Annotated in this window: 18 protein-coding genes and 1 pseudogene; 6 read left to right on the top strand and 13 right to left on the bottom strand. The window is 70.3% G+C overall.

What is annotated here, in order from left to right; translation table 11 throughout:
• Together ACWGDE_RS21410 and ACWGDE_RS21405 are read right to left on the bottom strand one after the other, a co-directional pair.
• Window positions 1–490 (bottom strand): DUF2617 family protein (locus ACWGDE_RS21410; protein ID WP_453390585.1); only part of this gene is annotated, 490 nt, incomplete at its 3' end.
• A 405-nt stretch (window positions 491–895) separates the two neighbouring features.
• Entirely contained in the window at window positions 896–1,171 is a 276-nt protein-coding gene (locus tag ACWGDE_RS21405) for a hypothetical protein (RefSeq protein ID WP_453390584.1), read from the bottom strand.
• A 132-nt stretch (window positions 1,172–1,303) separates the two neighbouring features.
• Here ACWGDE_RS21405 and ACWGDE_RS21400 point away from each other — a divergent pair, with 132 nt between their 5' ends.
• Entirely contained in the window at window positions 1,304–2,494 is a 1,191-nt protein-coding gene (locus tag ACWGDE_RS21400) for a pyridoxal phosphate-dependent aminotransferase (RefSeq protein WP_453390583.1), read from the top strand.
• Between the two features lie 74 nt (window positions 2,495–2,568).
• Here ACWGDE_RS21400 and ACWGDE_RS21395 read toward each other — a convergent pair whose 3' ends face one another.
• From ACWGDE_RS21395 to ACWGDE_RS21385, 3 genes are all read right to left on the bottom strand, one after another.
• Window positions 2,569–2,814 carry a hypothetical protein gene (locus ACWGDE_RS21395; RefSeq protein WP_453390582.1) on the bottom strand — a complete coding sequence of 82 codons (246 nt, stop codon included), beginning with the start codon at window positions 2,812–2,814 and terminating at the stop codon, window positions 2,569–2,571.
• A gap of 101 nt (window positions 2,815–2,915) precedes the next feature.
• Window positions 2,916–3,401 carry a prevent-host-death family protein gene (locus tag ACWGDE_RS21390; RefSeq protein ID WP_453390581.1) on the bottom strand — a complete coding sequence of 162 codons (486 nt, stop codon included), beginning with the start codon at window positions 3,399–3,401 and terminating at the stop codon, window positions 2,916–2,918.
• 176 nt (window positions 3,402–3,577) lie between these two features.
• Window positions 3,578–3,991: a DUF3224 domain-containing protein gene (locus tag ACWGDE_RS21385; RefSeq protein ID WP_453390586.1), complete on the bottom strand. Its 414-nt coding sequence runs from the start codon at window positions 3,989–3,991 to the stop codon at window positions 3,578–3,580.
• A 44-nt stretch (window positions 3,992–4,035) separates the two neighbouring features.
• Between ACWGDE_RS21385 and ACWGDE_RS21380 the strand changes: the two genes are divergently transcribed.
• The gene (locus ACWGDE_RS21380) at window positions 4,036–5,250 is read left to right on the top strand and encodes a mannosyltransferase family protein (RefSeq protein WP_453390580.1); all 1,215 of its coding nucleotides are present in this window, start codon (window positions 4,036–4,038) and stop codon (window positions 5,248–5,250) included.
• 16 nt (window positions 5,251–5,266) lie between these two features.
• Here the strand turns inward: ACWGDE_RS21380 and ACWGDE_RS21375 are convergent, their stop codons facing one another.
• Complete coding sequence (locus ACWGDE_RS21375; RefSeq protein WP_453390579.1) at window positions 5,267–5,818, bottom strand: YbjN domain-containing protein; 552 nt, start codon at window positions 5,816–5,818, stop codon at window positions 5,267–5,269.
• Window positions 5,819–5,965: 147 nt separating this feature from the next.
• Entirely contained in the window at window positions 5,966–8,551 is a 2,586-nt protein-coding gene (gene clpB / locus ACWGDE_RS21370; RefSeq protein ID WP_453390578.1) for an ATP-dependent chaperone ClpB, read from the bottom strand.
• A 127-nt stretch (window positions 8,552–8,678) separates the two neighbouring features.
• Here clpB and ACWGDE_RS21365 point away from each other — a divergent pair, with 127 nt between their 5' ends.
• The gene (locus ACWGDE_RS21365; RefSeq protein ID WP_453390577.1) at window positions 8,679–9,116 is read left to right on the top strand and encodes a pyridoxamine 5'-phosphate oxidase family protein; all 438 of its coding nucleotides are present in this window, start codon (window positions 8,679–8,681) and stop codon (window positions 9,114–9,116) included.
• 147 nt (window positions 9,117–9,263) lie between these two features.
• Here ACWGDE_RS21365 and ACWGDE_RS21360 read toward each other — a convergent pair whose 3' ends face one another.
• Both ACWGDE_RS21360 and ACWGDE_RS21355 read right to left on the bottom strand, forming a co-directional pair.
• Complete coding sequence (locus ACWGDE_RS21360) at window positions 9,264–9,575, bottom strand: Rieske (2Fe-2S) protein (protein WP_112446227.1); 312 nt, start codon at window positions 9,573–9,575, stop codon at window positions 9,264–9,266.
• On the bottom strand, window positions 9,575–9,781 hold the full coding sequence (locus ACWGDE_RS21355; RefSeq protein WP_453390576.1) for a hypothetical protein: 207 nt from the start codon (window positions 9,779–9,781) through the stop codon (window positions 9,575–9,577). The genes ACWGDE_RS21360 and ACWGDE_RS21355 overlap by 1 nt, the downstream gene beginning before the upstream one ends.
• 103 nt (window positions 9,782–9,884) lie before the next feature.
• Between ACWGDE_RS21355 and ACWGDE_RS21350 the strand changes: the two genes are divergently transcribed.
• On the top strand, window positions 9,885–10,898 hold the full coding sequence (locus ACWGDE_RS21350; protein ID WP_453390575.1) for a helix-turn-helix transcriptional regulator: 1,014 nt from the start codon (window positions 9,885–9,887) through the stop codon (window positions 10,896–10,898).
• A gap of 262 nt (window positions 10,899–11,160) precedes the next feature.
• On the opposite strand, the gene ACWGDE_RS21345 is transcribed toward ACWGDE_RS21350, so the two are convergent.
• The 4 genes from ACWGDE_RS21345 to dnaK are packed head-to-tail and all read right to left on the bottom strand — an operon-like array spanning window position 11,161 to window position 15,372.
• Window positions 11,161–11,613 (bottom strand): heat shock protein transcriptional repressor HspR, encoded by a 453-nt coding sequence (locus ACWGDE_RS21345; protein ID WP_453390574.1) that lies wholly within the window; start codon window positions 11,611–11,613, stop codon window positions 11,161–11,163.
• Between the two features lies 1 nt (window position 11,614).
• Window positions 11,615–12,805: a molecular chaperone DnaJ gene (gene dnaJ, locus ACWGDE_RS21340; protein ID WP_453390573.1), complete on the bottom strand. Its 1,191-nt coding sequence runs from the start codon at window positions 12,803–12,805 to the stop codon at window positions 11,615–11,617.
• Window positions 12,806–12,850: 45 nt separating this feature from the next.
• On the bottom strand, window positions 12,851–13,522 hold the full coding sequence (gene grpE / locus ACWGDE_RS21335) for a nucleotide exchange factor GrpE (protein ID WP_453390572.1): 672 nt from the start codon (window positions 13,520–13,522) through the stop codon (window positions 12,851–12,853).
• On the bottom strand, window positions 13,522–15,372 hold the full coding sequence (dnaK, locus tag ACWGDE_RS21330) for a molecular chaperone DnaK (RefSeq protein ID WP_453390571.1): 1,851 nt from the start codon (window positions 15,370–15,372) through the stop codon (window positions 13,522–13,524). Before dnaK ends, grpE begins: the two co-directional genes overlap by 1 nt.
• 261 nt (window positions 15,373–15,633) lie before the next feature.
• Between dnaK and ACWGDE_RS21325 the strand changes: the two genes are divergently transcribed.
• Complete coding sequence (locus tag ACWGDE_RS21325; RefSeq protein ID WP_453390570.1) at window positions 15,634–16,179, top strand: sugar transferase; 546 nt, start codon at window positions 15,634–15,636, stop codon at window positions 16,177–16,179.
• Window positions 16,180–16,289: 110 nt separating this feature from the next.
• A pseudogene (locus ACWGDE_RS21320) lies at window positions 16,290–18,506 on the top strand ((Fe-S)-binding protein); the annotation flags it as partial.
• Window positions 18,507–18,965 lie beyond the last annotated feature (459 nt).

Below are 18,965 nucleotides of genomic sequence, written 5' to 3'. Positions count from 1 at the left end.
TCGGGGTACGGGTGGCCACCAGCTGCCCCTCCTGCGGGTAGGCGTGCCAGGTCCGCCACCGGACCTGCCCCTCGTAGCGCTGGGCGAGCATGGCGGTGAAGGCGTGCGGGCTGCCCGGGAAGGTGCCGGCCAGCCCGTTCGGGTGATCGGCGACCAGAGCGAGCAGTTCCTGCGCCCGCCCCGCGAAGGAGCCGCGCGAGAGGGTCTCGACCCGCGCGGCGAACTCGTACTCCCAGTCGCCGACCCGCTTGGCCACGCCGAGCGGGAGGGGGGTACTGCTGCCGGGCATGCAGGCGACGGTCTCCGAGCAGTACACGTCACCCTCCTCCAGGAGCACCTGATGGGAGGCTCCGAGCAGGCGCAACTCCACTTTCGCGCCACCCAGTTCGAGGTTCAGTACGGCCAGGGCGGGCAGCCGGTCCCGACCCAGGGCCCAGGCGAGATCGGCGGCACGCGTGTCGGTGTAGGTGGTCTGGAGGGTCGTGAGCATGAGTCGGCTCCGCAAACGCGCGAGGGAGATGGGCCGGGGCCCGCCAGCGGTAGTCAACGGGTGGGGGGACACCGGCACGGGTCCACAGGAAGTCCAGGGAGGTCCGAGGACTGGTCTACTCAACCGAGGGAATCATGAAAGGCACGGCACTCACAGCGTTTTTACCCAACTTGACGGGGTTTACATCCCCTCGGGGGCTACCCAGTTCACGTGTTCAACAACAACCGCCCGTACGCCGTAATCCGCGGCACCGGCGCCCCGAACAAGAAGACGCCCGAAGGAAGTTGCTCCCCCGGGCGTCCGGCTCGATCCGACTCGTTCCGGCTCGATCCGCCTGGTTCCGGCTCGCTCCGGCTCGTTCCGGCTCGTTCGGCGGCGGAGGCCACGGATCCATGCTGCCCCGTGTCAGCTGGAACCGCATCCTCCGCCGCCGCCGCAGGAGGACGAGGAGGAGCCGCAGGAGGACGAGGAACCGCACGAGGACGACGAGGAACCGCAGGACGATCCGCCGCCCCCGCTGTCGCCGCCACCCGCCCACCAGCTGTTGTTGCTGCTGCTGCTGCCGGAACCGCCCGAACCACCGGACGCGTACCCGTTGCGGGCCGCGCGGACCGACACCACCACGATCATGATGAAGCCGATGCACACGGCAATGCCGACCAAGACCAGGACGACCACCATGCTCGTCCCCCCTTCCTTCATCCCCCGGTCCCCCGGGGGTGCGGGATCCCCTGTCGTCCCGCGTAACCGGGGGATGCCCTCGGCCGGCTCGGCCCAAAGCACACTTGAGCAAGTCCAGAGCTTCCCCGCAGGATGGCGCCCATGAGCGCTCCAGCACGCAGCAACCGCCCCTTCCTGAACCGCCGTCTGGCGGCCTTCGGCACGACGATCTTCGCGGAGATGTCCGCGCTGGCCACCGCCACCGGGTCGATCAACCTCGGCCAGGGTTTTCCCGACACCGACGGCCCGGCAGAGATCGCCGAGGCGGCGGCGCGCGCGATCCACGACGGCCGCGGGAACCAGTACCCGCCGGGCCCCGGCGTCCCGGAGCTGCGTACCGCGATCGCCGGCCACCAGCAGCGCTTCTACGGCCTGGACTACGACCCGGACACCGAGGTCCTGGTCACGGCGGGCGCCACGGAGGCCATCGCGGCCTCGCTGCTCGCCCTCCTCGAACCGGGTGACGAGGTCATCGCCCTCGAACCCTTCTACGACTCGTACGCCGCCTGCATCGCGATGGCCGGCGCGGTCCGCGTCCCGCTCACCCTGCGCGCCCCGGACTTCCGCCTGGACGTGGACGCGCTGCGCGCGGCGGTGACCCCGCGCACCCGGCTGCTGCTGCTGAACACCCCGCACAACCCGACGGGCACCGTCCTGACCCCCGCCGAGCTGGCCGCGGTCGCGGAGCTGGCGGTCTCCCGCGACCTGCTGGTCGTCACGGACGAGGTGTACGAGCACCTGGTCTTCGAGGGCGCCCACACCCCGCTGGCCGGCCTGCCGGGCATGCGCGAGCGCACGCTCACCATCTCCTCCGCCGGGAAGTCCTTCTCCTTCACCGGCTGGAAGGTCGGCTGGGTGACCGGGACCCCGGAGCTGGTGACGGCGGTCCGCTCGGCGAAGCAGTTCCTGACCTACGTCTCCTCCGGCCCCTTCCAGTACGCGATCGCGGAGGCCCTGGCCCTGCCGGACTCCTACTTCGCGTCCTTCCGCGCGGACCTGGCCGCCAAGCGCGACCTGCTCGCCGAAGGCCTCGCGGCGGCCGGCTTCGAGGTCTACCGCCCGCAGGGCACGTACTTCCTCACCACGGACATCACCCCGCTCGGCGAGACGGACGGCCTGGCCTTCTGCCGGGCGCTGCCCGAGCGGTGCGGGGTGGTGGCCATTCCGAACCAGGTCTTCTACGACGACAAGGCGGCGGGCGCCACCCAGGTCCGCTGGGCCTTCTGCAAGCGCACGGACGTCCTGGAGGAGGCGGTTCAGCGCCTCGGTCGGCTGACTCGCTGAGCGCGAGCCAGATGGACGTGCGGGCACAGGGCCCGGCCTCTCAGCCGGTGCCCGTGCCGCACGGGCAGCACGAGTTACTCGGTGTCCTTGGGGTGTCTCGTGGACGCGTAGACCATGACTACGGTCGACGTCTCAGGGCTGACCAGGTAGCGCACGCGGCCGCCACTCGTGACCTCGAACTCCCACTGCTCCAGCGCGGAGCCCTTCCACTCCTTGGTCGCGAGCCTCCCGCGCAACTGGTGCTGACGATTCCAGTTGTCACGCGACACCGGGTCGGTCCGCAACGCCTCCAGGCACCGGTGGGCACTGGGCAGTGCCACGCGACACAGCTCCTCCCACCCCGTCACCGCCTCCGTGGTCCCGAAGACGACGTTCCATCCGCTCAGGGGTGGAACGCTGACCCGATCGCCCTTCTTCGGGCTCACCCGCCCACCTCGACCGGCCCCAGGTCATCCCCGTCGAGCGGACGCAAAGCCTCCTTGAGCTGCTCCGGATCCGCGTTGATACGAGCCGTCGCCCTCCAGGAGACGAGCGCGCGGTGCACGGCCTCCCGCGCACCCAGCTCCGCCGCATCGGAAAACGCTTCCAGAAGTTCCACGGTGAACGCGCGCATCTCTTCGTCGTCCAGGTGCCGCACCCACGGGAAGACTTCGGGCAGCGCCAGCAGGAGCGACCGGGCTCCGTCATCGTGCTTCATGAGTGCGAGGAAGAGCCGCGACGCCGTCGTGAGGTTCTCCTCGGTGCGCTCCGCGTGCACGGCCGTCGTCAGCACCATGTCGGGCGCATCCCGATGCGTGACACGCAGAGCGCCGAGGGCGGCAGCCCGGGCGGCTACGGCCTTCGGGTTTCTCGACAGATCCGTGAACGAAACCGATTCGGGCTCGGCTCCCAGGTAAGCAAGGCTCATACTCAGACTGTACTCAGATTGTGTTCTGAGTGCCAGAGTTTTCCCTGGTGCTCCGTGCTCATGCCTTGCCCTTCTGCAAGCGCACGGACGTCCTGGAGGAGGCGGTTCAGCGCCTGCGCCGCCTCTGAGCCGGGCCGCGCCCCGGGGCGGAGGCCCCCGAGGGCGCCGGGGCCGGGCTACGGGAGGTCGTAGTCGAACCAGATGCGGTGGGTGCCGTCCTCGTCGACGCGCAGGCCGCCCGCGCCCGTGATGCCCTTCAGGGCGGCCGTGCCGCTGCCCGGGACGATCGCGAAGTGTTCGGCGCCGCGGGTGGGGCCGCCGTCCGTGGCGGCCGAGTGGACGAAGTTGAAGGCGCCCTCGCGGCCGGCGAGGGCGCCTTCGAAGGACTCCATGGCCACGTAGCTGCCGACGCCCGCCTCCTGGTCGAAGGCGGCCGTGAAGAGCGTGGCCGAGCGACCCGTGAGGGTTTCGCCCTCGTAGTGTTTCTCCATCGTGGCGACTCCGACCGGGAGCCCCGTCTCCACCGGAGGGTCCGGGGTGAGCGGTGCCGGAGTGAAGCTGACGACCTTGAACGTGCCGGAAGCTCTCATCATCCGATGAGCGTACTCAGGCGAGACCAGGAAAGTCGGGATGCATGGCGACGGTGTCGAGCGGCATACGGACCGGGCTCCGCGGACGCGTCGGCCGCACCGGGCCCACGGGCCGCACCGGGGCCGGCGGGAGCCGGCCCGGGGGCCGCCGGGGCCTCCTGCTCGCCCTCGGGGTGTACGCCGCCGTGCGCGGGGCCGGGGTGCTGGCCGTCGCCGTCGCGGCCTGGTGGGCCGGGCGCAGCCCCGTACGGGTGCTCGGAGAGTCCTGGGACTCCGTCTGGTACCTGCGGATCGCCGAGCACGGCTACGGCCGGACCCAGATCTGGCCCGCGATCGGGTCCGTGCAGAGCGACTCCGCCTTCTTCCCGCTCTACCCCGTCCTCATCCGCTGCGCCTCCCTGGTGCTGCCGGGCTCCCTGACCACCGCCGCGATCGCCGTCGCCTGGGTCGCAGCCGGTGCGGCGGCCGTCGGGGTGTACCGGGTGGGGGCGCATCTGCTGGGGGCCCGCGCCGGGCTGCTGCTCGTGGCGCTGTGGGCCGTGCTCCCGCACGCCCTGATGCTGACCCTGGCCTACACCGAGGCCCTGCTGGCCGCCTTCGCCGCCTGGGCCCTGTACGCCCTGCTGCGGGGCCGCTGGGGGTGGGCGGCGGGGCTGGCCGTGCTCGCCGGGCTGACCCGGCCCACCGGGATCGCGGTCGCCGCCGCCGTGGTGGCGGCCGCCGCGTACGAGGTCTTCCTGCGGCGGGGCCGCGCGCCCGCGCGGGTGTGGGCCGCCGCGCTCGCGGCTCCCGCGGGCTGGGCCTCGTACGTCCTGCTGGTCGGCGTGCACCGGGGTGATCCGCTCGGCGGGTACTTCGCCGTGCAGAGCGGCTGGGGCTCGCGCTTCGACTTCGGGGCCGGGGCGCTGGCCTCGGCCCGGCACGCGCTGACCGGCGCGCACGTGGAGCTCGCCACGTACGTGACGGTGGTGCTGCTGGTGGCCGCGCTGGTGCTCGCCGGCCTGCTGGCGGCGGACCGCCGGACCCCGCTGCCGCTGCTCGTGTACACCGGCGTCCTGCTGCTGATGACCTACGGCGGCGCCGGGTTCTTCGAATCGAAGCCGCGGTTCCTGCTGCCCGCGTTCCCGCTGCTGCTGCCGGTGGCGGCCCTCATGGCGAAAGCCCGGCCGCGCACCGCGGTCGTGGTGACCGCGGTGCTGGCCGGGCTCAGCTACGGATACGGGCCGTACCTGCTGCTCGCGTCCGGGGTGGCTCCGTGAGGGGAGCGACGGAGACCTAGTTGGTCTCGCTGTCGCCGTCCTCGCCGTCCTTGTCGTCGGACGCGGAGTCGACTTCCTTCTCCAGGCCGAACTGCTCGACGAGCCACTTGTCGAACTCGATCGACGCGCGGACCCAGCTGACCGTGGAGGACACGAAGTGCTCCAGGCTGACGCCGGTGCCGATGAGCATCTGCGCCTCGCCGATCAGGCGGACGGAGCCGTCGTCGTGCGTGTGGCTGTAGACCTTCGGCCACAGCGTGCGGCGGTTCCAGTCGTCGATCGACTCGAGGAGCTGGGCCTTCTCCTCGATCTTGTGCGGGCGGTCGTAGAAGGTCCGTACGGAGAAGACCTGCTGCTCGTCCTCGCCGCGGAACATGAAGTACGTGCGGAAGTCCTCCCACGGCGCCGCGAGGTCACCCTCGTCGTCGACGACGTACTTGAGCTCCATCTGCTCCAGGAGCTGCTTCACGAGGTCCTGGTCGGGGACGACGGGGCCCGCCGGTCCTGTGGCCTGCGGATCGGGCTGCTGCCCTCCGAAGTTCGGAATCGAGGCCGGGTCGATGCTCACCGTGTGACTTCCCTTCGTGCGGATGCGGCCATCCTCCCCCATCGCGCCCACCCCGTGTCCACCCCCGCAGCCACGATCCGCTCCGGGCGGACAGGAGTAGGGCCCCCGTAAGAGGACGTGTGTCCGTTCGGGGGCCCTTGGAGGGGATCAGAGCGCCTTGCCCACCAGGAGGTCGTCCCCCGCCACGGCGACGCGGACGGTGTCCCCGTCCTTGACCTCGCCGGAGAGGATCTCCTTGGCCAGGCGGTCGCCGATCGCCGTCTGGATCAGGCGGCGCAGCGGGCGGGCGCCGTACGCCGGGTCGTTGCCCTTGTCCGCCAGCCAGGCCAGGGCCTCGGGCGTGACGTCCAGGGTGAGCCGGCGGTCGGCCAGCCGCTTGGCGAGGCGGCCGATCTGGAGCTCCGCGATGTGGGCCAGCTCGGACTCGCTGAGGGCGGAGAAGACCACCAGGTCGTCGAGGCGGTTGAGGAACTCCGGCTTGAAGGAGGCCCTGACCACGTCCAGGACCCGGGCCTTCTTCTCCTCCACAGCTGTGGAGGGATCCATCAAGAACTGGCTGCCCAGGTTCGAGGTCAGGATCAGGATGGTGTTGCGGAAGTCCACGGTCCGGCCCTGGCCGTCGGTGAGGCGGCCGTCGTCGAGGACCTGGAGCAGGATGTCGAAGACCTCGGGGTGGGCCTTCTCCACCTCGTCCAGCAGGACCACCGAGTACGGACGGCGCCGGACGGCCTCCGTCAGCTGGCCGCCCTCCTCGTAGCCCACGTACCCGGGCGGCGCCCCGACGAGCCGGGCCACGCTGTGCTTCTCGGAGTACTCCGACATGTCGATGCGGACCATCGCCCGCTCGTCGTCGAAGAGGAAGTCGGCGAGGGCCTTGGCCAGCTCCGTCTTGCCGACGCCCGTGGGGCCGAGGAAGAGGAACGAGCCGGTCGGGCGGTCCGGGTCCGCGATGCCCGCGCGGGTGCGGCGTACGGCGTCGGAGACGGCCCGCACGGCCTCGCCCTGGCCGATCAGGCGGCGGCCCAGCTCCTCCTCCATGCGCAGGAGCTTCTGGGTCTCGCCCTCCAGCAGGCGGCCGGCCGGGATGCCCGTCCAGGCGCCCACGACGTCGGCGATGTCGTCCGGGCCGACCTCGTCCTTGACCATCGTGTCCTTGGAGACCTCGGCCTCGGCCTCGGTGGCCTCCTCCAGCTCGCGCTCCAGGGCCGGGATCTCCCCGTAGAGCAGCTGGGAGGCGGTGTCGAAGTCGCCGTCGCGCTGGGCCCGCTCGGCCTGGCCGCGCAGGTCGTCCAGGCGCTCCTTGAGCTCGCCGACCCGGTTGAGGGACTGCTTCTCCTTCTCCCAGCGGGCGGTGAGGCCCCGCAGGTCCTCCTCCTTGTCGGCGAGGTCCTTGCGGATCTTGTCGAGGCGCTCGCGGGAGGCGGGGTCCGACTCGTTGTTCAGGGCCAGCTCCTCCATCCGCAGGCGGTCCACGGAGCGCTGGAGCTCGTCGATCTCCAGCGGGGAGGAGTCGATCTCCATGCGCAGCCGGGACGCGGCCTCGTCGACGAGGTCGATGGCCTTGTCGGGCAGGAACCGGGAGGTGATGTACCGGTCGGAGAGGGTGGCCGCGGCCACCAGGGCGCTGTCGTTGATGACCACCTTGTGGTGGGCCTCGTAGCGGCCCTTGAGCCCGCGCAGGATCGCGATGGTGTCCTCGACGCTCGGCTCGGCGACCAGCACCTGCTGGAAGCGCCGCTCCAGCGCCGGGTCCTTCTCGATCCGCTCGCGGTACTCGTCGAGGGTGGTCGCACCGACCATGCGCAGTTCGCCGCGGGCCAGCATGGGCTTGAGCATGTTGCCCGCGTCCATGGCGGAGTCGCCGCCGGCGCCCGCGCCGACGACCGTGTGCAGCTCGTCGATGAAGGTGATGATCTGGCCGTCGCTGGACTTGATCTCCGAGAGGACGGTCTTGAGGCGCTCCTCGAACTCGCCGCGGTACTTGGCGCCGGCGACCATGGCGCCGAGGTCGAGGGAGACGAGCCGCTTGTTCTTCAGGGACTCCGGGACGTCGCCCTTGACGATGCGCTGGGCGAGGCCCTCGACGACGGCCGTCTTGCCGACGCCGGGCTCGCCGATGAGCACCGGGTTGTTCTTCGTGCGGCGGGAGAGGACCTGGACGACGCGCCGGATCTCCTGGTCGCGGCCGATGACCGGGTCGAGCTTGCCCTCGCGGGCGGCCGCCGTGAAGTCGGTGCCGAACTTCTCCAGGGCCTTGTACTGGCCCTCGGGGTCGGGGGAGGTCACCCGCCGTCCTCCTCGTGCGTTCTCGAAGGCGGCGAGCAGCTTCTTCGCGCTCGCGCCCTGGGTGGTCAGGAGCTCACCGGCCGCGCCGCCCTTGGCGGCGATGGCGATGAGCAGGTGTTCGGTGGAGAGGTACTCGTCGCCGAGCTTCCCGGCCTGCGCGTCGGCCTCGGCCAGTACGGCGAGCAGCTCGCGCGTGGGCTGCGGGGGCGCGACCGTGGAGCCCGTGACGCTGGGCAGGGCGGCGAGCAGCCGCTCGGCCCCGGTGCGTACGGCGACCAGGTCGGCGTCGGTCGCGACCAGCAGGTCGGTGACGTTCTCGTTGTCCTCGCCGGCGAGCAGCGCCAGCAGCAGGTGCGCGGGGGTCAGGTCCGCGTGTCCGTCCTTGACGGCCCTGCTGGTGGCCGCGTTCAGTGCGTCCCGGCTCCTGTTGGTCAGCTCGGCGTCCACGGCTGCTTCTCCTCTCCATCCGTCGGTGTGCGGGCTTGCCGGTAGTTCAGTTCACCCTGGTTCACACGGATAACCTGCACAAAGTTGAGTCTATTCCACTCAAGGCTGGGGATCGTACCCTTCGGACATGTCGGCATCCTCCACAGCTCATGACGTACTCAACCCGACGCCCGAGTACCTCGCCTTCTGGCGGGAGCGGCACGTGTGCACCCTGACGACCCCGCGCCCCGACGGCACCCCGCACGTGGTTCCGGTGGGCGTGACGTACGACCCGGAAGCCGGGCTGGCGCGGGTGATCAGCAACAAGCACAGCAAGAAGATCCGCAACGTCCTGGCGGCGCAGGGCACGGACGCCGGCGCGCGGGGCGGGGCCCGGGTCGCGGTGTGCCAGATGGAGGGGCGCCGCTGGGCGACCCTGGAGGGCCGCGCGGTGATCCGTACGGACGAGGCCTCGGTCGCGGAGGCGGTACGCCGCTACGCGGAGCGCTACGGGCGGACGCCGTCGCCGAACCCGGACCGCGTGGTCATGGAGATCACCCTGGACCGGGCGATGGGGCGGGCATAGGCGGGCACTCCGGCCGCGCTTTGTTCGACCTTGTCCGGTTCAACTACTGGACACGGACATCACAGCGACGCCATCGTGGTCAGGTCCACGATGGCGTCGCTGTGTGGGGGTAGCGCCTGAGCGATCGGCGACGACGGGGGAATCGCTTCAGGCACTGCGGGGGGTGGCGGCGGATTCGGGCTCAAACAGCTGGTGATCACGCTGGTCCAGATTGACGAAGACCATGCCGTACCGGATTTCGCAGCGGACGGGCTGCGGGGCGCCGCGCGGGCGACGAAGACACCGGTAGGCCCGGACGTCCTCGTCCTCCTCGCGGACGACGATGATCGGCTGACCGAACAGGGTGACCTTCAGCGAGTCACCGGCATAAGGAATGGCGCTGGTGAGATCGATGAACTGCCAGCCCGAGCGGTACGCGGAGGCCATTTCGCGGCGGAAGCCGCTGTCGTCGGGGGTCATCAGTCCCAGCCAAGGTCGTTGGTGGATGCGGTGGTGGCAGTGCCGAGATCGTTGGGAGCCGAGTCCCAGCCGAGATCCGGCTTGCCTATCGTCCCGGCGAGCGTGTCGGTGCCCCCCACGTCCCCGCCGACGGCACTGACTGCCCCAAAGACCGCAACAGCGGAGAACCCAATGGCAAGTACCGAGCGAAGCATTCTCTTGTACATGGTCGGCTTCGTCCTCACTTGATGGAAATCTTCTCCCCCGCGTGTCAGACGATGGCTCATTCGGGCACGTCACTGCCACAGGGACGATGCATCATGTTCTTGCATGTTCAGGACCCTGGGGGGTGGAGATTTGCCCAGAAGCGACACAAAACCGACACATCCCCACCCCGTCACGTCCATGTGCACCGAGGGGACGCGGCTCTACACGGCGGCGCTGAGCACCGGCCGGGTCGCGCGCAGCGAAGTCGAGAACGCCCCCTGCCTGCTCGAATTCGCTCTACTGAGACCCGACCCCGATGACGCGAACCAACTGCGCGCGGTTCCGCCGTCCGTCGCACTCGCCCAGCGGCTCCACCCGCTCGAACGCGAGATTCAGGACCGCCGCCGAGACACCATAGATCTCACCGACGCATTCGAGCCGTTTCTGGCCATCAGCGCCCAGAGCCCCGCGAACACCCACGCCATCACCGTGCTGGAGGGCTTCGACCAGATCCACGCGGCCCTCGACATGGCCACCGCCGAGTGCCACACCGAAGTGCTGACCGTACAGCCGGGCGGGGCCCGCTCCACATCCGTGCTCACGGAGGCGCTGGAGCGCGCCGCGCCACTGGTCAACCGCGGGGTGCGGATCCGTACGCTCTACCAGCACACGGTGCGGCACAGCCAGGGCACGCTCGCCTACGTGGACCGGATCTCCGCGGGGAAGGTGGAGATCCGCACGCTCGAGGAACTCATAGAGCGTCTCATGATCTTCGACCGCACCGTGGCGTTCATCCCCACCAGCGACGACCGGCGCACGGCCCTGGAGCTGCGCCATCCGGGGCTGGTCGACTACCTCATCAAGGTGTTCGAGCAGCTGTGGCACCGCGCCGTGCCGCTGACGGCGGAGGTCACCTACCGGCACACCCCCGGCGGCATCTCAGGCGTCCAGCGGTCCATCGCCCAGCTCCTCATCGAGGGGCACGTGGACGAGGCCATCGCGCGCCGGCTGGGGATGAACGTACGGACCTGCCGGGCCCACATCGCCAAGCTGGCGGCCTCGCTGGGCAGCGGCAGCCGGGCCCAACTCGGCTTCCTCATCGCACAGTCGGGAATCCTGGAGGACCACGAGCTCTGAGGGCGGCGCGCAGGGCGCGGAACGCGGGCGTGCCGCCCTGAATGAGCCACTCGCAGCCGGCGTCGGCATTGCCGGCGGCACACGTCGAACTGGCCGGTTCCGACCCCCGGGTGGATGTACATCTCCGCACTCCAGCACCGCCGAGTACGCCGGCGGCCGGCCCGAGACCATGTCGGGCCGGACCTGGTACATGAGGAAGGCCCCGCCCGGATCATCCGGGCGGGGCCTTCCTCGTACGTACGGGTCCGTCTGCGGGACGGGCTCAGTCCAGCGGGCGCTTCGGGGCCGGACGCCAGACCACCAGGGCGTTGCCCGGATGCGGGGGCTGGTACGGGACCAGGTCGCGGCGGTACGAGGCGTGGACCTGGGCCTCGCGCTGCTGGAGGACGGCGGCCGCGCCGTCGACCGCGCTGGAGAGCTCGGCCACGCGCTGCTGGAGCGCGGCGACCTGGTTCTCCAGCTCGATGATCCGCTTGATACCGGCCAGGTTGATGCCCTCGTCCTGCGACAGCGCCTGCACCGTGCGGAGCAGCTCGATGTCGCGGGCCGAGTAGCGCCGGCCGCGCCCGGCCGTGCGGTCCGGGGAGACCAGGCCGAGGCGGTCGTACTGGCGCAGGGTCTGCGGGTGCAGACCCGAGAGCTGGGCGGCCACCGAGATCACGTACACCGGTGTGTCGTCCGTGAGCTGGTAGTGGCTCCTGCGGCGGCCGTCCATGTCATGCTCCCTTCGCGGACTCGAACAGCGCGGAGCGCGGGTCCTGGGACTCCATCGCCTCGCGGTACAGCTCCAGGGCCTCACGGGCCTTGTCGTTCAGCTCGGACTCGGCCGGGACCGCCACCTCCACCGTGACGAGCAGGTCGCCGCGGGTGCCGTCCTTGCGGACCGCGCCCTTGCCGCGGGCCCGCATCGTACGGCCGTTGGGGGTGCCCGGGGGCAGCTTCAGCGTCACCGAGGGGCCGTTCAGGGTCGGGACCTTGATGTCGGCTCCCAGCGCCGCCTCCGCGAACGTCACCGGGACGGTCACCGTGAGGTTGTCGTCCTTGCGGCCGAAGACCGGGTGCGCGTCGACGTGCACGACGACGTAGAGGTCGCCGGAGGGGCCGCCGCGCTCGCCCGGGGCTCCCTTGCCGCGCAGCCGGATCCGCTGGGAGTCGGAGACCCCCGCCGGGATCCGGACCTGCATGGTGCGGGAGGAACGGGCCCGGCCGCTGCCCTTGCAGACGTCGCAGGGGGTCTCGGCGATCAGGCCGCGGCCCTTGCAGTCCGCGCAGGGGTCGGTCAGCGAGAAGCCGCCGCCGCTGCCGCGCGAGACCTGTCCGGTGCCGACGCAGGTCGGGCACACGCGGGGCGTGCCGTTCTTGTCGCCGGTGCCCGAGCAGGCCTTGCAGGGCGACTGCGAGGACATCCGGAGCGGGACCGTGGCCCCGTCCACCGCCTCCGTGAAGGAGAGGGTGACCTCCGACTCGATGTCCTGGCCGCGGCGCGGCTGGGTACGGGTTCCCGCACCCGCGCCGGCGCCGCCGCGGTTGAACAGGCCACCGAAGACGTCGCCCAGGCCGCCGCCGAAGCCGCCGCCCGCGCCGCCCGGCTGCTGACCGCCGAAGAGGTCGCCGAGGTCGAAGTTGAACGAGCCGCCGCCCCCGCCCGGACCGGGGCGGAAGCCCCCGTTGCCGAACAGGGCGCGGGCCTCGTCGTACTCCTTGCGCTTCTTGGCGTCGCCGAGGATGTCGTTCGCCTCGGAGATCTCCTTGAAGCGCTCCTCGGCCGAGGCGTCGCCCTTGTTGGCGTCCGGGTGGAACTCGCGGGCGAGCTTCCGGTACGCCTTCTTGATCTCGGCCTCGGTGGCGTCCTTCGGGACACCGAGAACCTTGTAGTAGTCCTTCTCGACGAAGTCCTTCGTGCTCATCCCCGGTGTCCCTCCTCTCGTGCCTTCAGTACTACGTGTTCAGCTTCAGCCCTTGTCGGGGGCATCCGCGTCCTTGTCCGACGGGTCCGACGAGGCATCGGCCTCCGCGGCCTCGGACTTCGGCGCCGTGCCCGGCTGGGGCTCGGCCACCGCGACCCGCGCGGGGCGGATCGTACGCTCGCCGATCCGGTACCCCGGCTGCAGGATCGCCACGCAGGTGTCCTCGGTGACGTCCGGCGCGTACGAGTGCATCAGGGCCTCGTGGATCGTCGGGTCGAAGGGCTCGCCCTCCTTGCCGAACTGCTGCAGGCCCATCTTGGCCGCCGCGGTCTCCAGCGATTCGGCCACCGACTTGAAGCCGCCGACCAGCTCGCCATGTTCCCGCGCCCGGCCGATGTCGTCCAGGGTCGGGAGGAGCTCCGTCAGGAGGGACGCGACCGCGATCTCCTTGACGGCGATCCGGTCCCGCTCCACACGACGGCGGTAGTTCTGGTACTCCGCCTGCAACCGCTGGAGGTCCGTGGTGCGCTCACCGAGCGCCGTACGGGCCTGGTCCAGCTGGGCGAGCAGGGCCACATCCGCGCTTACGTCCCCGGCCGGAGCCGCCGACTTCTCCTTCGAGGAGTCGGCGGTCTTCGGCTCGGCGGCCGCGTCGTCCGCGCCCGCGCCGGTGGGGACTTCGGGCTTCTCCTCGAAGCCCGCGGTCTCCTCCGACATCAGGCAGCGCCGCCCTTCGGCTTCTCGTCGTCGACGATCTCGGCGTCGACGACGTCGTCGTCGGCCTTGGCCTGGCCGGCGTCGGCGCCCGCGGCACCGGCGGCACCCTGGGCGGCCTGCGCGTCGGCGTAGATCGCCTGGCCCAGCTTCTGGCTGACCGCGGCGAGCTTCTCGGTCGCGGTGCGGATCTCGGCGGTGTCCTCGCCCTTGAGCTTTTCCTTCAGCTCGGCGATGGAGGCCTCGACCTCGTCCTTGACCTCGGCCGGGACCTTGTCCTCGTTGTCCTTGACGAACTTCTCCGTCTGGTAGACGAGCTGCTCGCCCTGGTTGCGGGACTCGGCCGCCTCCTTGCGACGGGAATCCTCGTCCGCGTACTGCTCGGCCTCCTGGCGCATGCGGTCGACCTCGTCCTTGGCGAGGGAAGAGCCGCCGGTGACGGTCATCTTCTGCTCCTTGCCCGTGCCGAGGTCCTTCGCGGTCACGTGCATGATGCCGTTCGCGTCGATGTCGAAGGAGACCTCGATCTGCGGGACGCCACGCGGGGCCGGCGGCAGGCCGGTCAGCTCGAACATACCGAGCTTCTTGTTGTACGCCGCGATCTCGCGCTCGCCCTGGTAGACCTGGATCTGCACGGACGGCTGGTTGTCCTCGGCCGTCGTGAAGATCTCGGACCGCTTGGTCGGGATCGTGGTGTTGCGCTCGATGAGCTTGGTCATGATCCCTCCCTTGGTCTCGATGCCGAGGGACAGCGGGGTCACGTCGAGGAGCAGGACGTCCTTGACCTCACCCTTGAGCACGCCCGCCTGGAGGGTCGCGCCGAGGGCGACGACCTCGTCCGGGTTGACGCCCTTGTTGGCGTCCTGACCGCCGGTGAGCTCCTTGACGAGCTCGGCGACGGCCGGCATGCGGGTGGAGCCGCCGACGAGGACCACGTGGTCGATCTCGGACAGGTTGATGCCCGCGTCCTTGATGACGTTGTGGAACGGGTTCTTGCAGCGCTCGAGCAGGTCGGCGGTCAGCTGCTGGAACTGGGCGCGCGTGAGCTTCTCGTCCAGGTGCAGCGGGCCCTCGGCGGAAGCCGTGATGTAGGGCAGGTTGATCGAGGTCTCCGTGGAGGAGGACAGCTCGATCTTCGCCTTCTCGGCGGCCTCGCGCAGACGCTGGAGCGCCATCTTGTCCTTGGACAGGTCGACGCCGTGGCCGTTCTGGAACTGCTTCACCAGGTAGTCGACGACGCGCTGGTCCCAGTCGTCGCCACCGAGGTGGTTGTCACCGTTGGTGGCCTTCACCTCGACGACGCCGTCGCCGATCTCGAGGAGCGAGACGTCGAAGGTGCCGCCACCGAGGTCGAAGACGAGAATGGTCTGGTCGTCCTTGTCGAGGCCGTACGCCAGGGCGGCGGCGGTCGGCTCGTTGACGATGCGAAGGACGTTCAGGCCCGCGATCTCGCCGGCCTCCTTCGTCGCCTGACGCTCGGAGTCGTTGAAGTAGGCCGGGACGGTGATGACCGCGTCCGTGACCTTCTCGCCCAGGTACGCCTCGGCGTCGCGCTTCAGCTTCTGCAGGATGAAGGCGCTCATCTGCTGCGGGTTGAAGTCCTTGCCATCCAGGTTGATCTTCCAGTCAGTGCCCATGTGGCGCTTGACGGAGCGGATGGTCCGGTCCACGTTCGTGACCGCCTGGCGCTTGGCCACCTCGCCGACGAGGACCTCGCCGTTCTTGGCGAAGGCGACGACGGACGGCGTGGTCCTGGCGCCCTCGGCGTTGGTGATGACGGTGGGCTCGCCGCCTTCCAGAACGCTGACGACGGAGTTAGTGGTGCCCAGGTCGATGCCGACCGCACGTGCCATTTTGATTCCTCCAGCTGACTTGAGTGGAACAGACTCAAGAATGCACCAACCCGGACCGTGCGTCAACAGAGCTGAGTCGAGGGGGCTCAACCTTTAGGCGCTCCTTACGCGCAACCATGCGGGCATCAGCCAAATTCGGCCCCGCCGGCGCGTGAGGCGCGGGGTCCGGGGCGGAGCCCCGGCGGCGGCGCCGCACCCGAACGGGTCACCGCAGCCGCGCGGCAACCGCACAACCGCCGGAGGCACCGGCACGGTGCCGGTATGCACCTGACCATCGCCGCCCTCCACATCCCGCGGCCGGCCAGGCCATCTGCCAAGCGGGTGCTCGACCTCGCAGGGTCGACGCTCCTGCTCGGGGTGCTCCTCGTACCCCTCCTGCTGATCGCCGGCCTGCTGTACGCGGCCCAGGGCGCACGGGTCCTCGTACGCGAACCGGCGGCCGGACTGGCCGGGCGGCCGTACCGGGCCTGGCGGTTCCGGGTCGGCAAGGGCCGGGCCGGGGCGGCGCTGGAGCGGTGCGCGCTGGACGGGCTGCCCCAGCTGCTCAACGTGGCGCGCGGGGAGATGTCGCTGGTCGGGCCGCGCCCGGAGCCGCCGCCGCCCGCGGACGGCGCGCCCGGCCGGTCCGAGCGGCTCCTCGTACGGCCCGGAATGACCGGTTTGTGGCAGGTGAGCGCACGTTCGGACCTGCCGTGGGAGGAGATGGACCTGCTCGACCGGCACTATGTGGAGAACCACTGGCTGGGAATGGACCTGGAGATCCTCGCGCAGACCCCGGGGGCGGCCTGGCGGCACAGGCGACCCTGAGCGACGCAGATCACCGCGCGCTCGGCTACATTGCGGCGTCGGGACTGGGTAACCTCAAGCCTTGACTGGATAAGTTACCGCTTAGTAAGTGCCGCCCGAGGAGCCCCTCCATGCAACTCGCCGCGATCATCGTGTCGCTGGTCCTGACGGTGGTCGGCGTCGCGCTGCTCGCCCGAGCCGTGGCGCAGATCTACCGCTTCGTGAAGCTCGGACAGCCCGTACCGGCCGGCAGCCGTACGGACGACCCGAAGGCACGAACGCTCACCCTGGTCCGGGAGTTCCTCGGCCACAGCCGGATGAACCGCTGGGGCCTCGTCGGCTTCGCGCACTGGTTCGTCGCGATCGGCTTCCTGACCCTGCCGCCCACCCTGGTCCAGGCGTTCGGGCAGCTCTTCAAGGCGGACTGGCTGCTGCCGATCGTCGGCGACTTCCTGCCCTTCGAGCTCTACACCGAGTTCATCGGCCTGATGACGGTCGTCGGCATCGTCGTGCTGATGGCGATCCGACTGCTGTCGCTGCCCTCCCGGGCCGGCCGCAAGTCGCGCTTCGCCGGCTCGAAGTCCTGGCAGGCGTACTTCGTCGAGTACGTCATCCTCACCATCGGCCTCGCCATCCTGTGCCTGCGCGGCCTCGAGGGCGCGATCCACCACGTCGAGGGCTACGAGCCGGCGTACTTCGCCTCGTACCCGCTGGTGCTGGCCTTCAAGAGCCTCTCGTTCGCCGGACTGCAGAACGCGATCTACCTCACCGCGATGATCAAGATCGGCGTCTCGATGATCTGGATGATCGTCGTCTCGCTGAACACGAACATGGGCGTGGCCTGGCACCGCTTCCTCGGCTTCCCCAACATCTGGTTCAAGCGCAACGCGGACGGCGCCACGGCGCTCGGCGCGCTGCAGCCGATGACCAGCGGCGGGAAGGTCATCGACTTCGAGGACCCGGGCGAGGACGACAACTTCGGCGTCTCCCAGGTCGAGCAGTTCTCGTGGAAGGGCATCCTCGACTTCTCCACCTGCACGGAGTGCGGTCGCTGCCAGTCGCAGTGCCCGGCCTGGAACACGGGCAAGCCCCTCTCCCCGAAGCTCCTGATCATGTCGCTGCGCGACCACGCGCACGCCAAGGCCCCGTACCTGCTCGCGGGCGGCGGCAAGGACATGGAGGGCAACGAGAAGGCGACGGCGGAGCAGCTGGCCAACGTGCCGGCGGCGGCGCTGGCCGAGGCCGAGCGCCCGCTGATCGGCACGGCCGAGGAGAACGGGGTCATCGACCCCGACGTCCTGTGGTCCTGCACCACGTGCGGCGCGTGCGTCGAGCAGTGCCCGGTCGACATCGAGCACATCGACCACATCGTCGACATGCGGCGCTACCAGGTGATGATCGAGAGCGCGTTCCCGTCCGAGGCGGGCACGATGCTCAAGAACCTGGAGAAGAAGGGCAACCCCTGGGGCCTCGCGAAGAAGCAGCGCGTCGAGTGGACCAAGGAGGTGGACTTCGAGGTCCCGATCATCGGCAAGGACGCGGAGGACCTCTCCGAGTACGACTACCTGTACTGGGTCGGCTGCGCGGGCGCTCTCGAGGACCGGGCGAAGAAGACCACGAAGGCCTTCGCGGAGCTGCTGAACATCGCGGGCGTCAAGTTCGCGATCATGGGCGGCGACGAGAAGTGCACGGGTGACTCCCCGCGCCGCCTCGGCAACGAGCCGCTGTTCCAGCAGCTGGCCTCGGAGAACGTCGCGATGCTGAACGCGGCGTTCGGCGAGGACGACGAGGACGAGTCGACGAAGAAGCCGAAGTCGGCGAAGCGGATCGTCTCCACCTGCCCGCACTGCTTCAACACCATCGCGAACGAGTACCCGCAGCTGGGCGGCGAGTACGAGGTCATCCACCACACGCAGCTGCTCCAGCACCTGATCGACGAGGGCCGCCTCACGCCGGTGACCCCGGTCGACGGGCTGATCACGTACCACGACCCGTGCTACCTGGGCCGGCACAACAAGGTCTACACGCCGCCGCGCGAGATCATGTCGGCCGTGCCGGGCCTGCGCCAGCAGGAGATGCACCGCCACAAGGAGCGGGGCTTCTGCTGCGGCGCCGGTGGCGCGCGGATGTGGATGGAGGAGCGGATCGGCAAGCGCATCAACAACGAGCGCGTCGACGAGGCCCTGTCCCTGAACCCGGACATCGTCTCGACGGCCTGCCCGTTCTGCCTGGTGATGCTGACCGACTCGGTCAACGGCAAGAAGAACGACGGCCAGGCGAAGGAACACGTCACGGTCGTGGACGTGGCCCAGCTCCTGCTGGAATCGGTGAAGGCCCCGGAACCGACGGAGGCCGAACTGGCGGAGGCGGCGGCTCTCGCGGAGGCCGAGGCGGAGGCCGAGGCCGAGGCTGCGGCTGCGGCTGCGGCTGCGGCTGCGGCTGCCGAGGCGGAGGCGAAGGCTGCGGCCGAGGCCGCCAAGGCGAAGGCGGACGCCGAGGCGAAGGCCAAGGCCGAGGCCGAGGCTGAAGCGAAGGTCGAGGCTGAAGCGAAGGTCGAGGCGGATGCAGAGGCCGCGGCCGAGGCATCTGCGGCCGCCGAGGCGGAGACCCCGGCGGAGCCGGGGACCGACGCAGAGGCGAAGGCCGAGCCCGCCAAGGCGGAGCCCGCTGCCGAGACCGAGGCCGCGGCGGAGCCCGCTGAGGCGGCGCCGAAGGCCGACGCCGAGGCACCCGCGGCCGCCGAGGCGGAGGGCCCGGCGGAGCCGGGGACCGACGCCGGGGCGAAGTAGCCCGCGCGGCACTGAACC

It is taken from the genome of Streptomyces sp. NPDC054956, assembly GCF_053609185.1.
The sequence above is the reverse complement of the archived record's forward strand: the minus strand, read 5'-3'. Positions and strand labels throughout refer to the sequence as shown.

Bases quoted from the DNA above. Each gene is read 5' to 3' on its own strand.
- ACWGDE_RS21405 (WP_453390584.1), bottom strand. From the start codon at position 1,171: ATGGTGGTCGTCCTGGTCTTGGTCGGCATTGCCGTGTGCATCGGCTTC.
- ACWGDE_RS21400 (WP_453390583.1), top strand. From the start codon at position 1,304: ATGGCGCCCATGAGCGCTCCAGCACGCAGCAACCGCCCCTTCCTGAAC.
- ACWGDE_RS21390 (WP_453390581.1), bottom strand. From the start codon at position 3,401: ATGAGCCTTGCTTACCTGGGAGCCGAGCCCGAATCGGTTTCGTTCACG.
- ACWGDE_RS21385 (WP_453390586.1), bottom strand. From the start codon at position 3,991: ATGAGAGCTTCCGGCACGTTCAAGGTCGTCAGCTTCACTCCGGCACCG.
- ACWGDE_RS21380 (WP_453390580.1), top strand. From the start codon at position 4,036: ATGGCGACGGTGTCGAGCGGCATACGGACCGGGCTCCGCGGACGCGTC.
- ACWGDE_RS21365 (WP_453390577.1), top strand. From the start codon at position 8,679: ATGTCGGCATCCTCCACAGCTCATGACGTACTCAACCCGACGCCCGAG.
- ACWGDE_RS21360 (WP_112446227.1), bottom strand. From the start codon at position 9,575: ATGACCCCCGACGACAGCGGCTTCCGCCGCGAAATGGCCTCCGCGTAC.
- ACWGDE_RS21355 (WP_453390576.1), bottom strand. From the start codon at position 9,781: ATGTACAAGAGAATGCTTCGCTCGGTACTTGCCATTGGGTTCTCCGCT.
- ACWGDE_RS21350 (WP_453390575.1), top strand. From the start codon at position 9,885: ATGTTCAGGACCCTGGGGGGTGGAGATTTGCCCAGAAGCGACACAAAA.
- ACWGDE_RS21345 (WP_453390574.1), bottom strand. From the start codon at position 11,613: ATGGACGGCCGCCGCAGGAGCCACTACCAGCTCACGGACGACACACCG.
- dnaJ (WP_453390573.1), bottom strand. From the start codon at position 12,805: ATGAGCACGAAGGACTTCGTCGAGAAGGACTACTACAAGGTTCTCGGT.
- grpE (WP_453390572.1), bottom strand. From the start codon at position 13,522: ATGTCGGAGGAGACCGCGGGCTTCGAGGAGAAGCCCGAAGTCCCCACC.
- dnaK (WP_453390571.1), bottom strand. From the start codon at position 15,372: ATGGCACGTGCGGTCGGCATCGACCTGGGCACCACTAACTCCGTCGTC.
- ACWGDE_RS21325 (WP_453390570.1), top strand. From the start codon at position 15,634: ATGCACCTGACCATCGCCGCCCTCCACATCCCGCGGCCGGCCAGGCCA.